Raw genomic sequence first — 13,355 nt, 5'->3', positions numbered from 1 at the left:
TGGATTTGGTTGCGTAAGGATAACGTTTTTTTTAGAAAAAAAATTTTGTTACCCATTCAATTTGTTGAAATGGTGTCTGTAATTATCTCTTTTAGAATGTAATCGGCAGTTTCAATGTTGGGGACGTTGGCAAAAGAAAGTGTGAGTTTTCCGTTGGCTTCCTTCATTTTTCCTTTTGTTTTTCCCTTTTGGATGTACTGAACAATTTTTATAAATCGTTCAGACTGGTAAAAAGAGGAACGCTGATCGGAAACAAAATAGCAGATCATTTTTTTCTCTTTAAGAATGATCTTTTCCATGCTAAGATCGATGGCTTTCCAGCGTAAAGGGAGTACATCCAGCAGTTCGCGGCTTTCGGCGGGCAGCGTACCAAAGCGGTCGATCAGTCCTTTTGTATATTGTTCCAGCTGTTCCTGGTTTTCGATACTGTCGAGTTCGCGGTACAACATCATCCTTTCGGCATTTCCGGGGATGTAATCGCTGGGAAAGAGCAACTCCATGTCGGTGTCGATCACGCAGTCGTTCACGTATTTAATATTCAGGAAAGCTTGTGATTGATTGCCGTCCTGTTCGGCAAACAGCTCGCTGAACTCTTCCTGTTTCAATTCCTGGATAGCTTCGTTCAGAATGCGGTGGTACGTTTCAAAACCAATGTCGGCAATAAAACCGCTTTGTTCGGCTCCCAGCATGTTTCCGGCCCCGCGAATGTCGAGGTCCTGCATGGCAATGTTAAAGCCACTGCCAAGTTCCGAAAACTGCTCAATGGCCTGGATTCTTCTCCTGGATTCGGGGCTCAAAGATGCCAGCGGAGGTGTGATGAGGTAACAAAATGCTTTTTTGTTCGATCTGCCAACACGTCCGCGCAACTGGTGCAATTCGCTCAATCCAAAGTTTTGGGCGTTGTTGATAATGATGGTATTGGCATTGGGAATGTCAAGTCCCGACTCGATAATGGTGGTGGCAATTAAAACATCGAATTTTCCATTGATAAAATCGAGCATTACCTTTTCAAGCTTCGGGCCGTCCATTTGTCCGTGACCAACCACGGTTTTTACTCCAGGAACAATTCGTTTGATGGCATCTTCCACTTCAAAGATGTTCTGAACCCGGTTGTGAATGACAAAAACCTGCCCGTTCCGGTCGAGTTCAAACTCAATGGCTTCGCGAATCATTTGTTCGTTAAAACCATGTGCCTCGGTTACGATGGGGTAACGGTTGGGAGGCGGCGTTTGAATAATGGAAAGATCGCGTGCTCCCATCAGCGAAAACTGAAGTGTTCTCGGAATCGGGGTCGCGGTAAGCGTCAGCGTATCAACGTTTACTTTTATTTCTTTTAGCTTTTCTTTTACCGAAACGCCAAATTTTTGTTCTTCGTCAACAATGAGCAAGCCAAGGTCATAGAATTTCACATCTTTGCTTACCAGGCGGTGTGTCCCGATGATAATGTCGGTTTTACCGTCCGCTACTTCTTTGAGTGAATTTTTTACCTCGGCAGTAGATTTTAAACGGCTTACATAGTCGATTTTCACTGGGAAATCCTGCAAACGCTCTGAAAATGTTTTAAAATGCTGTAGTGCCAGAATGGTTGTTGGTACCAAAACCGCCACCTGTTTACTGTCGGCCACGGCTTTAAAAGCAGCGCGAATGGCTACTTCGGTTTTACCAAAGCCCACGTCGCCACATACCAGGCGATCCATCGGAATGCTTTTCTCCATGTCGCTTTTTACGGCAGAAGTTGCTTTTTCCTGGTCAGGGGTATCTTCGTAAATAAACGAGGCTTCGAGCTCAGTTTGCAGATATGAGTCGGGCGAAAATGCATAACCTTCTTCGGCCCTGCGTTTGGCGTACAAGGCAATCAGCTCCTTGGCAATGTCTTTCACTTTTGCCTTGGTGCGGTTTTTCATTTTTTGCCAGGCGCCCGTTCCCAGTTTGTTGATATTGGGCTCTGCGCCGTCTTTCCCTTTGTATTTCGAAATGCGGTGCAACGAATGAATGCTCACCAGCAACGAGTCGTTGTCGCGGTAAACCAACCGGATGGCTTCCTGCATTTTTCCGTTCACCTCGGTTTTTACCAGCCCGGCAAATTTCCCGATTCCGTGATCGATATGCACCACATAATCTCCGGGATGAAGTTTGTTTAACTCCTGCAACGAAATGGCTTCCCGCTGCGCTTTCCGGGTTTTGAGTTTGAAACGGTGGTAGCGTTCAAATATTTGGTGATCAGTGTAAAAACATGCTTTTAAGTCATGGTCGATAAATCCTTCGTGCAAAACAAAAGCAACAGGGTTAAAGCGAACACGAACGTTGGTATCTTTGAAAATAGCCTGTAAACGCTCAAATTGTTTTTCCTGGCTCGACAGGATAAAAAGCTCGTAGTTATTGCTTTGGTGCTCCACCAGGTTGGCGCCCAGTAATTCAAAGTTTTTATTGAAAACCGGTTGCGCCGATTGGGAAAAGCTGATTTTTTCAGCAGTGGGGAAAGCCAGGTCGGTACCAAAATCAAAAACGCTTAAGGACGCAAATTCTTTCTCCAGTTCGTTTCCCGAAATTATCAGGCTTGAAAAATCCTCTTCTTCACGGCTGATAATGGTTTGTCGGTGAATATCCGAAACACGGTCGAGAAAAATATGAAGGCTGTTGCCGAACCAAAACGGATCATCCTGGATAAACTGCAGCAGTGATACGCGGTTGCCTTCTATTTCCGAATCCTGGATATTGGGAACTATGGTTATTTTGTCAAAACGCTTTTTTGACAGCTGATTTTCAATGTCGAAACTGCGGATTGAATCGATCTCGTCACCAAAAAAATCGATGCGGTACGGATCTTCGTGCGAAAACGAAAAAATATCGACTATACTTCCACGTACTGAAAACTGCCCCGGTTCGTACACAAAATCAACACGTTCAAATCCGTATTCATACAAAAATTCGTTTACAAATTCGATCGAGAGTTTGTCACCGGTTTTTACCTGCAGTGTATTGTTTTCAAGGCCTTCGTTCGAAATCACCCTTTCAACCAAAGCCTCAGGGTAAGAAACCAGTAAATAGGAATTCTCTTTTTTCGACAGAAGGTTGAGTACTTCGGTACGTTGAACAATGTTCTCCTGTTCGGGCCGATCGTATTGCACCGACCGTTTGTACGATGACGGGAAAAAGAGCGTTTGCTCCGATAGTCCCAGGTTATTCAGGTCGTCGTAAAAATAAGCTGCCTCTTCACGGTCGTTCAGCAGTACCACAAAATTCTTTCCGGTGTTTTGAAAGAGTTTGGCGAGCAAAATGGTTTTGGCAGAGCCAATAAGTCCCTGCAGGTGAACTTTTTCACCCGGGGGGGCAAACAGCTTTTTTTTCACTTTTGAAAAGCCGGGATGCCCTTCGAAATATTGGAGAAACAGGTTGGTTTCCAAAACCAAAATTTTTCGCAAAGATAGTTTTTACCCGAAAGTCCGGAACAAAAAAAGGAGCAATAATGCCCCTTTGGTATGTAAATATAAAATTCGCTTTTACCAAGGCCAGTTCGGAAATACATTTCCGGCTCCGTTGGAGTGGAACCTTACCCGGAACTCTCCTTTACTGTTGATTTTTACGTTGTCGTCAACCATAATTTCAATGGCTTTTCCTGCATCGTCGAAAGTTAGCGGATGTGTCAACGCAATGTAATTCATGCCGTTTTTAGGAATCAGAAAATTACCGTCCGGTAGTTGGAAGTGGGCAATTTTTGTAATGTTTCCCGAAGGCGACACAACGGTGGTGTAACTAAGAGCCTCTATTTCTAACTTGGGACTATCCCGATCGGGGTGTGGAATCTGCAACGTTAATGTTTTTGAAAAATCTACTACTGCCTGGGATCTTGCTTCGTTGGCAAACATCAGCACAAAGCTTAATAAGAATAGAAAGGTTATTTTCTTCATTATCACAATCTTTAAGCAGGGCTGCAAATCAGTGCTAATTTAAGAATTGTTTTTGATGAATTCTAATATTTGTTGGGTGTCTTTTGTGGCATCTACTTCGGTGTTTTTATAGACGATTTTCCCTGATTTATCGATAATAAATGTCCATCTGCTGGCGGTAATTCCGCGGACGAGGTCAAAATCATGCCCGTCTATTTCGCGGGTGATGCTTCCTCCTTCGCGTGTCGGTACCCCGAATTTTTTTGCAATGCTGCCATCCGCGTCCGAAAGAAGTGTAAAATTCAGGTCGTTTGCTTTTTTAAAGAGCGCCAGGCCTTCCACATTGTCGCCGCTAACTCCCACCACAATTGCATTGGCAGAGGCGATTTCGGTTTTTAAATCGCGGTAAGCACAAGCCTGCTTGGTACAACCGCCGGTCATGGCTGCCGGGTAGAAATACACAACGATGAATTTTTTTCCAACGTAATCTTTCAGATCCCAACTTGTTCCGTCGTCGGCCAGTGTTATGAATTCAGGAGCCATGTCGCCCGGATTCAATTCCTGCGAAGCGGCATTTGTTGCAAAAACCGATAGTAGTATCATAAGTGCAAATATTGTTTTCATCATTCCAATTTTTCAACTATTGCTATTAATACAAACAGGAGTAAAAAAAGTTCTTGCAAAATGCTGTTATAAAACTACTTTCTGTCGCTTTGAAAGGTTTTTAAACCATCTGAAAATGATTAACTTTAGCAAAATCATTGTTGCATGGGGCAAGCTTATTCATATCAATGTGATCACTGTGGGTACGAAGAGAATTTTAACCAGGGACACGGGTTTCTGGTCCATTCCCAGCCTTTGCGCGACTACCTAAAGCAGCCTTTGCAGATCTTTCACTATAAAACCCATCGCTTGCTGCAAAAGCTGGCGCAGGAAAACAGGCCTTTGTTTTTAAAGGCCGGTTTCCAGATTTATAAATGTCCGCGCTGTAAAACGCTGCACGATAAAATTGAAGTAACGGTTTACGACGATGATGAGGTGGTACACAAAACAGAATTCAGATGCAATCAATGTAAATCGCGTCTGAAGCTTACCAATATTCACCGCCTAAAAAAAGCGATTTGTCCCAAATGTCACCGGCGCACCTTTCATCGAAATCACACTTATCTGGCTTTGTGGGATTAATTGGCGGCTTTGTGGATACAGTCTTCGTATAATTTCTTAAATCGGTCGTTTGCCGGATAGCCGGCACTAAGTGTTTTGAAATGCAGAGCTCCTTTTCGGAACTCTTTTTCATAATCCAGGTAAATTTTTCCGACAAAATAAGTCGAAAGGGTGGCAGTGATGTTGTTTTCCGAATGGGTGAGTTTTTCCATTTTAACGAGCGCTGCAGTTCTGTTTTCCTTTTTATTGGTGATGAAAAAAGGTTTCAGGTAATTGTCGAAATACAGGATTAATGCACTGTACAAGCGAAATAATTCCTGTTGGTCGGAATTAACTCGTGTTGATTGGTCCTTTAGTTCGTTGAAAAGGAGCAATGTCTTTTTCCGGGTGGATATGGCATCAAAAATATGGTAACGTTTTAGCTGATAACGCAATTGGTAAGAAAGCATGATCAGCTGAATTACCTTTTGATCAAAGGTTTCAACCGAATTGAGGTTGTATTGACTGAGAGTCTGCTCAAACGCTTGGTAGTCGGGAGTGTCGGTTCCGGTTACGTTTTTCCAGTAACTCAAATCGATGTCGAGCACGGCATAATAATAGGGATCGATGATTGGCTGATTGGAAGTCAGCAGAACGGTTGCCGAGTCGTATTTCTGGTTGTAGCTTAGCTTGAAAATGCGGTTGGTCAGATCATCCTGTGCTTTGGGTTGCAAGGGGATGAGCAGCAGAAGAAATAGACCAGTAAAAAAGCTTTTTGCCATTTGGGTTACTGCTTTTTATATTCGAGTAACATTCCAAAGTGCGGAATGCCGTCTTCCAGGTATTCTTCGGTGATTACAACAAATCCAAGCTCTTCGTAGAATTTCTGCAGGTATTTTTGTGCGCTGATTTTGATTTTTTCAGCTTTCCATTCCTTTAAAATATAATCTTTGGCTTCCTCCATCATTTGAATGCCCAGGCCAGTTCCCCGTTCCGATTCTTTTACAACTACTCGCCCGATCGAACAATCGCTAAAACGTGCACCCGGTTTTAAAAGCCTGGAGCAGGCAACCACAACTCCGTCTTTTGTGAAAAACTGGTGAATGGCTTCTTTGTCGTGGCCGTCCAGGTCGTTGTAAACACAGTTTTGTTCCACTACAAAAACTTCTGCGCGAAGTTGCATAATGCCGTAAAGCTCTTCGTTTGTAAGCTCCGAAAAATGTTTGAATTCGAATTTCATGTGTTGTTAATAACTGTGTTCTGCAAATTTAGAAGAATAAACTCAGCAGCAAGGTAAAAACCAGTCCGCAAACGGCAATGATCGATTCCATGACGGTCCACGAGCGGAGCGTTTGTTTTTCGTTCATCCCGAAATATTTTCCAACCAGCCAGAATCCGCTGTCGTTCACGTGTGAAAGTAACGTAGCACCCGAAGCAATGGCAATTACCACCAGTGCGCGGTGCGGATCGTTTAACGCAAATTCCTCGAGAACGGGAGCAATAATTCCGGCAGCGGTGATCATGGCAACGGTTGAAGAGCCTTGTGTAACCCGAACAACGGCTGCCAGCAGCCAGGCCAGCACAATGGGCGGAAGCGCTGAATTCGCCATGGATTCGGCCATTATTTTTCCGATTCCGCTGTCAACCAGCATTTGTTTGAGCACGCCACCCGCACCTGTTATCAGAATGATAATTCCGGCTGGGCCCAGTGCTTTGGTGCTTAGATCCAGTATTTTTTGCCTGTCCATTCCGCGGCGGATGCACAGGAAGTAGATGGCTGCCAGTGTTGCAATAATAAGGGCCGTGAAAGGGTGTCCGAGAAACTCGAGTAAATCTGTCCAGACAGATGGGGCGATTATTTCTTTTTGAACGGCAAGCCCGGTAAAAGTATTCACAAGAATCAGTAACAGAGGGATTGCAATCATCGCAGCAATCAGCCGAAAGGAGGGGAGTGCGTTCGGATCGTACGACTTTTCATTGTTGGCTTCCAGTTCGGGCGGGGGCGTGAGGTATATTTTTCCTGAAATGTACTTTCCCCACACCGGACCTGCAATTACTGCGGTTGGAAAACCGATAATGGCGCCAAAAAGAATCACCCAGCCAAGTTGCACATTAATAATATCGGCTACTGCCACCGGTCCGGGAGTGGGAGGTATAAAACTGTGCGTTGCAGCTAAACCAGCCAGCAGGGGAATTCCGTAGTATAAAAGCGATTTTTTTGTGTCGCGCGACAAGGCATAAATAATTGGCACGAGGATGATAAAACCAACATCGAAAAATACCGGGATGGCTACAATAAAACCGGTGATAACCATGGCCCACGAAGCACGGTCGGTGCCAAATTTTTTAACCAGGTAGTGTGCGAGTGCTTCTGCTCCGCCCGAACTTTCCAGCATTTGCCCGAAAATAGCTCCCAGCCCGACTACCGTAGCTACGAAACCCAATGTCCCGGCCATTCCCTCTTGTATGGAAGTTGAAATGTCTTTCAGCGGCATTCCGGAAATAATTCCGACATAAATGGCCGTTATCAGCAAGGAGATAAAAGCGCTGATTTTGAATTTCAGTACCAGGAAAAGAAGCAGCGCTACCGCTGAAAATACAATAAACAAAAGGAAGGGCGTAGTCATAGGTTTATGATTTAGTGGTGCTAAAGTTAGAATTTCAGGCGGTTTATTCCAACCGTGGGCAGATGCTGAACACAACAAAAGTGTTCTGGGGGCCTTCGAAAGTTTTTTCGTGGATTTTGTGCCTGTCCTTTTCAAAATTTAGCGGTGCTTTATTTCGATTATCTAAACGATTTCATAATCTTTACAGAAGCAGACATAATACGACCATGAACGAGATCTTATCTAAAATTGCCGAATGTGTGGAATTTGGTAAAATTAACAAGGCAGCGCCTTATCCTCCTCAAATGAAAGATCAGGATGGTGCCGATGAACTCACGCGGCAGGCGCTGGAAGAAGGTGTTTCGGCGCAGGATATTTTGACCAAAGGGTTGATGCCCGGAATGGAGACAATCGGGATAAAGTTTCGCGAAAACAAGGTTTTTGTTCCGCAGGTACTGATGGCGGCAAAAGCCATGAGCACGGCATTGATTTATCTTAAACCGTATTTTCTGACAGGGGAGGTAAAGCAAAAAGGAACCTTTATTATCGGTACGGTGGAAGGTGACTTGCACGACATTGGCAAAAACCTGGTGTCGATGATGGTGGAAGGCAATGGTTGGGAAGTTATTGACCTGGGAATTGATGTAAAAGCCGAAGCTTTTATAGAAGCGTTAAAAAAACATGAAAATGCGATTGTGGGGCTTTCGGCATTGCTGACTACTACCATGGTAAATATGGAGCGGATTGCCAAAGCGATCCGGGCTGAAATTCCGGAGGCTAAAATTGCGATTGGTGGTGCGCCGGTAACCCAGGATTTTTGCGACCGGATTGGCGCCGATGCCTATTCGGCAGATCCGCAGGGCCTGGTGGAATACCTGAATTCGTTAGTTGCTTAAAACATTCAGAAATGGGAAAGATAGTAGATTTGATAATGCAGGGAAGAATCCTGGTGTCGGACGGAGCATGGGGGACATTTCTTCAGCAAAAGGGATTAAAAGTTGGCGAATGTCCCGAAGAATGGAACCTTTCGCACCCGGATGATGTGTATGACATTGCCAAAAGTTATGTCGAAGCGGGTGCTGATATGGTGGAAACCAACAGTTTTGGAGGCACTTCTTTTAAGCTGGAAAGATATGGTTTGGGCGACAAGGTTTTTGAGCTGAACAAAGCGGCGGCAGAACTGAGTCGCAAAGCGGCGGGCAATAAGTTTGTGTTGGGATCGGTGGGGCCTACCGGAAAAATCCTGATGATGGGCGATGTTAGTGAAGACGAGATGTACGAAGCTTTTAAAGAGCAGGTGATGGGCCTGGAGGCCGGTGGAGCCGATGCAATCATGATCGAAACGATGACGGATCTGGACGAAGCGCGAATTGCCATCCGGGCAGCAAAAGAAAATACGGAGTGCGAAGTTTTCTGCACCATGACGTTTGAAAAAACGCTTAGCGGAGAATTTCGTTCGATGATGGGAATTGCCCCAACCGATATGGTAAACACGCTGATTGATGCCGGTGCCGAACTGATAGGCGCCAATTGTGGCAACGGCATTGCCAATATGATCGGTATTGTGGAGGAAATCAGAAAGGCAAATCCTGCTGTGCCGGTACTGGTACATGCCAACGCCGGAATGCCGGTTTATTGCGACGGTGAAACCCATTTCCCGGAAACACCTGAAGAAATGGCGAGGCTTGCCCCAGAACTGCTGCGTGCCGGTGCGAATATTATCGGCGGTTGTTGCGGAACAACGCCTGAGCATATCCGCAAGGTGCGCGAGGCGGTGGTTAATAGATTAATATTGTAAGAATCTTGGCGTGTAGTGCGCATTCTGGCATAAGGTTTACCCAACCTCGAGAGGAAATTATAGTAGACCTCTCAAAACGTAAATGCAAATTTTCCTTTTTATATTTTATATCCTGGCTTTTGATAATAGAATAACCCCTTTGCCTTAAAATCATTAAGGAATGTTTTGTGTGGAGAAAAGTAACTGATCTGATTTGTATTACAGCGAAAGTCTTCAGCGAAACGATGGAATTTTTCCGTAGCATTTGGATAAGACTGAATGAATTTGCTCCCTCGTGTATGAGTTGGTAGATCAGAAAAAAACGGATAGGATTTTAGTGTAACCGAGATTATATATGTAATGCATAAATGATCTGTAACGGTATTAAAAGCTATGGACAATCGGTTTATGCTGCGTGAATGAAATCAGTGAAATAAGAAAAATGCAGATGTGTCTATCGGCATTTGCGTGATTATTCTGAGGGGCTGAATATCTTTTTGTAATCCTTTGTGGCTTTAACGTAACCATGCAAAAGTGTCAAATTCTTGAATTTGACACTTTCATATAATTGCTTGCTTGTGAAATTCTTGAATTTGATACTTCCTTTCTTGTGCGGTCTCGTAATTGGTTGGTATTCTTGGTATTATTGCTAGTGGTTGCGCCTACGAAACTATTTGAATTATTTTTTATTAAATCTAAAACTTATGAAAAGCAAACTGAAAATTTTGATTTTTCTGTTGTGCATTGTATTCTCATCGAGTGCAATATTGGCACAAACAGTTACCATTACAGGTAGAGTTACCGATACTCAGGGAGAACCACTGCCTGTAGTTACGGTAGTTGTTGAAGGAACGCAAAATGGTACCCAATCTGATTTTGAAGGGAATTATACGATCACTGCGTCTCTGGGAGAAACACTGGTGTTTTCTTACATTGGCTTGGAAACCCAAAAAGTTGTAATTAGTGGCTCTACGGTTGTTAATGTAACAATGAAAGAAAGCCTGAGTGAACTGGAAGAGGTAGTCGTGACAGGCTATTCAAAGCAGTCGACCCGGAATATAACCGGATCAGTTAGTGTGGTCAATACAGAGGAGATTGCATCGGTAACACCAGTTAGCATAGAACAGGCATTACAAGGGCAGGCTTCAGGTGTATACGTTGGTTCAGAAGGTGGCCCCGGGGGCGCTGCTCTGGTTCGTATCAGGGGATTTGGTACGATTAACAACAACGACCCTTTGTACTTGATTGACGGAACGCCAACTACGTCAGGAATAAATCAATTGAATCCAGCCGATATTGAGTCGATTCAGATTCTTAAAGATGCTTCATCGGCGGCCATATATGGTTTCAGGGCTGCAAACGGCGTAGTTATTATTACCACTAAAAGTGGGAAGTATGCCAGCAAGTCTAAGGTTGAATTCAGCAGTAATGTGGGGGTTGACTTTGTTTCTAACTCAGATTTTCCGAATATGATTACACCTCAGGAGATGGCGGATCTAATATGGACCCGCTTTAAAAACGATGGTACAGCACCAAATCATATTCAATATGGCAGTGGTGCAACTCCGGTATTGCCAACCTATCTTACGCCTGCGGGGGCAAATACTGCGGATGAGTCTACATATAATGCGTTAACCAACAAAATTACCAAAGCAAACAAAGAAGGAACCGACTGGTTTGATGAATATTTTAACCCGGCATTGGTACAAGATTACAATCTCAGCATGTCGGGAGGTACCGAAACCGCAAAATTCAATGTAGGTCTTGGTGTCTTGAATCAAGATGGTGTTGCTTTAGAGACGAGTTTCAAAAGATATACATTCAGGGCTAACTCTGAGTTTAAAGCAACTGACAAAATCCGATTAGGTGAGTCATTCACGGTATCTTATTCTGACAGGGTTGCTACAGGAGGCAACCAGTCAACTGGCGGGGATATTTCGTTTATCTACAGAGCTGCTCCTATTCTTCCTATTTACGACATTGCAGGTAATTATGCAGGTACGCAAAGCCCGGGTTTGGGAAATGGCTATAACTCAATTGCGGCTGCAAAAAGGAACAAGGATAACGGAACAAAAGCTCTAAGGGTTCTTGGAAATGTATATGGCGAAGTAGATTTGTTGGAAGGATTAACTTTTAAATCAAATGTGGGGCTTGATTACAGGACACAGCACGGAGTCTTTTTTACTGCTTTAAACCCGGAAATATCGGAGCCAGTATCTGAAAACAGGCTTAGCGAAAATACATACCTGAACTTATCTACCACATGGTTTAACACTTTGAGTTATTCGAAGGTTTTTGACAACCATAAAATTGATGCCCTTGTTGGTACCGAGTATTACAATAACGAGTTTAGAGCATTTAATGCAGCAAGGTCAGAGTTCTTTACTGAGGCTATCGATTACAGATACCTGGATGCAGGAACAGGAACAAGTACAAATGGAGGCAATGGGGCAAAAAGAGCCTATTTCTCTGCTTTTGGTAAGATCGATTACGCTTTTGCTGATAAATACCTGCTTTCTTTATCATTGCGTAGAGATGCTACTTCCAGGTTTTCAAAAGATAATCGGGTTGGCTTCTTCCCTTCGTATAGTGTAGCCTGGAGAATTTCGGAGGAAGGATTTATGAAGGATGTATCATTTATAAATGATCTGAAAATTAAAGCAGGCTATGGGGAGCTTGGAAACGAAAGTATTCCGGAAGGCCGTGTTTCCAATCTGTACGGAAACGACCTGAACACCTCGAACTATTCAGTGTCAGGAGATAATAATTCAGTTTCTGCCGGATATAACTTAACATCTATTGGCAACGAAAACCTGAAATGGGAAACCACAACCACAAAAAATATTGGTATTGACGGAATCCTTTTTGATAAAAAGGTAAATTTTAGTTTCGAATATTACCAGTCGAAGACAGTAGACATGCTGTTAAGAAGTGCCGGGGACATTACATTAATCGGACATGTTACTGCTCCGTATGACAACCTGGGATCGATGGAAAATAAGGGATTTGATTTTTCTGCCGGATACAGTGGTACTATAGGCAATGAATTAAACTTTAGTTTAAGTGGTAATATATCGTCGTATAAAAACAAAATTCTGACCTTAACAGATAATTCGGAGTACTTCCTAAACGGTAATGCCGCCCGCGAAACGTATCCTTCAAGAACGCAGGCAGGTCATCCGTTGGCTTCATTCCACGGATTTGTTATCGACGGCATTATTCAGAATGAAGCAGAACTTAATGCGGCTGCTACTTATGATGGAATTGGCATAGGGACATTTAAATACCGCGATGTAAAAAAAGATGGTGTAATTAATGATGAAGATCGCACTTATATAGGCAGTCCGCATCCTGATTTTACCTATGGATTAAACCTGGCATTGGATTATAAAAACTTTGATCTTGCACTGATGTTCCAGGGAAGCCAGGGGAATGATATTTACAACTTTACAAAATTCTTTACAGATTATAACAGCTTCCCGGGAGCAAAAACATACAGGTATCTAAACTCCTGGTCGCCTGAAAACCCGGATGCAACACTTCCGAAACTGACCAACAGCCCGGCACAGCACTATTCAAGTTCCAGTACAGACTATATTGAAGATGGCTCGTACCTGCGATTAAAAAATATTCAGCTTGGTTATAATTTCAATACGGGAGTTACTTCTAAATTGGGAATTAGCACGCTTAGGGTTTATGTTCAGGCTAAAAATCTTATTACATGGACTAAATATTCGGGACTTGATCCGGAAATTAACCTGCAAAATTATGGCGGCGACAGCGTAAACCTTGACATTGGTATTGACAGGGGAGCATATCCGGTTGCAAAGTCATTTCTTGTTGGTGTTAATCTAACGCTTTAAGAAAATTATACTGAGACAGGTCACAGTACATTATGGTGAACTTCAGAAAAGATGGAAAGGAACAATAATAAAGGGCAAA

General features: G+C 43.4%; 10 protein-coding genes. 4 read left to right on the top strand and 6 right to left on the bottom strand.

Annotated features, from left to right (window positions below):
* Positions 1-56: 56 nt before the first annotated feature.
* From mfd to INQ51_RS20730, 3 genes are all read right to left on the bottom strand, one after another.
* Entirely contained in the window at positions 57-3,404 is a 3,348-nt protein-coding gene (gene mfd / locus INQ51_RS20740; protein WP_233379903.1) for a transcription-repair coupling factor, read from the bottom strand.
* Between the two features lie 96 nt (positions 3,405-3,500).
* Positions 3,501-3,908, bottom strand: a complete 408-nt coding sequence (locus INQ51_RS20735; protein WP_233379902.1) for a hypothetical protein — start codon at positions 3,906-3,908, stop codon at positions 3,501-3,503.
* A gap of 39 nt (positions 3,909-3,947) precedes the next feature.
* Complete coding sequence (locus tag INQ51_RS20730) at positions 3,948-4,511, bottom strand: peroxiredoxin (protein ID WP_233379901.1); 564 nt, start codon at positions 4,509-4,511, stop codon at positions 3,948-3,950.
* A gap of 144 nt (positions 4,512-4,655) precedes the next feature.
* On the opposite strand from INQ51_RS20730, the gene INQ51_RS20725 reads away from it, so the two are divergent.
* A complete protein-coding gene (locus INQ51_RS20725; protein ID WP_233379900.1) occupies positions 4,656-5,072 on the top strand; it encodes a zinc ribbon-containing protein in 417 nt (138 codons plus the stop codon).
* On the opposite strand, the gene INQ51_RS20720 is transcribed toward INQ51_RS20725, so the two are convergent.
* Genes INQ51_RS20720 through INQ51_RS20710 form a run of 3 tightly spaced genes read right to left on the bottom strand, consistent with a single transcriptional unit; the run spans position 5,069 to position 7,657 of the window.
* A complete protein-coding gene (locus INQ51_RS20720; protein ID WP_233379899.1) occupies positions 5,069-5,812 on the bottom strand; it encodes a hypothetical protein in 744 nt (247 codons plus the stop codon). The two genes, INQ51_RS20725 and INQ51_RS20720, sit on opposite strands and share 4 nt — an antisense overlap.
* 5 nt (positions 5,813-5,817) lie before the next feature.
* Positions 5,818-6,270 (bottom strand): GNAT family N-acetyltransferase, encoded by a 453-nt coding sequence (locus INQ51_RS20715; RefSeq protein ID WP_233379898.1) that lies wholly within the window; start codon positions 6,268-6,270, stop codon positions 5,818-5,820.
* Between the two features lie 28 nt (positions 6,271-6,298).
* Positions 6,299-7,657 carry a GntP family permease gene (locus INQ51_RS20710; protein WP_233379897.1) on the bottom strand — a complete coding sequence of 453 codons (1,359 nt, stop codon included), beginning with the start codon at positions 7,655-7,657 and terminating at the stop codon, positions 6,299-6,301.
* A 206-nt stretch (positions 7,658-7,863) separates the two neighbouring features.
* Between INQ51_RS20710 and INQ51_RS20705 the strand changes: the two genes are divergently transcribed.
* The 3 genes from INQ51_RS20705 to INQ51_RS20695 all read left to right on the top strand — a co-directional run bounded on the left by INQ51_RS20705 (position 7,864) and on the right by INQ51_RS20695 (position 13,276).
* A complete protein-coding gene (locus tag INQ51_RS20705; RefSeq protein ID WP_233379896.1) occupies positions 7,864-8,532 on the top strand; it encodes a B12-binding domain-containing protein in 669 nt (222 codons plus the stop codon).
* 11 nt (positions 8,533-8,543) lie between these two features.
* Positions 8,544-9,434 carry a homocysteine S-methyltransferase family protein gene (locus tag INQ51_RS20700; protein ID WP_233379895.1) on the top strand — a complete coding sequence of 297 codons (891 nt, stop codon included), beginning with the start codon at positions 8,544-8,546 and terminating at the stop codon, positions 9,432-9,434.
* A 683-nt stretch (positions 9,435-10,117) separates the two neighbouring features.
* Positions 10,118-13,276 carry a SusC/RagA family TonB-linked outer membrane protein gene (locus INQ51_RS20695; RefSeq protein WP_233379894.1) on the top strand — a complete coding sequence of 1,053 codons (3,159 nt, stop codon included), beginning with the start codon at positions 10,118-10,120 and terminating at the stop codon, positions 13,274-13,276.
* Positions 13,277-13,355 lie beyond the last annotated feature (79 nt).

It is taken from the genome of Maribellus sp. CM-23 (assembly GCF_021354595.1).
In the GTDB taxonomy this organism is placed as follows: Bacteria; Bacteroidota; Bacteroidia; order Bacteroidales; family Prolixibacteraceae; genus Draconibacterium.
The sequence above is the reverse complement of the archived record's forward strand: the minus strand, read 5'-3'. Positions and strand labels throughout refer to the sequence as shown.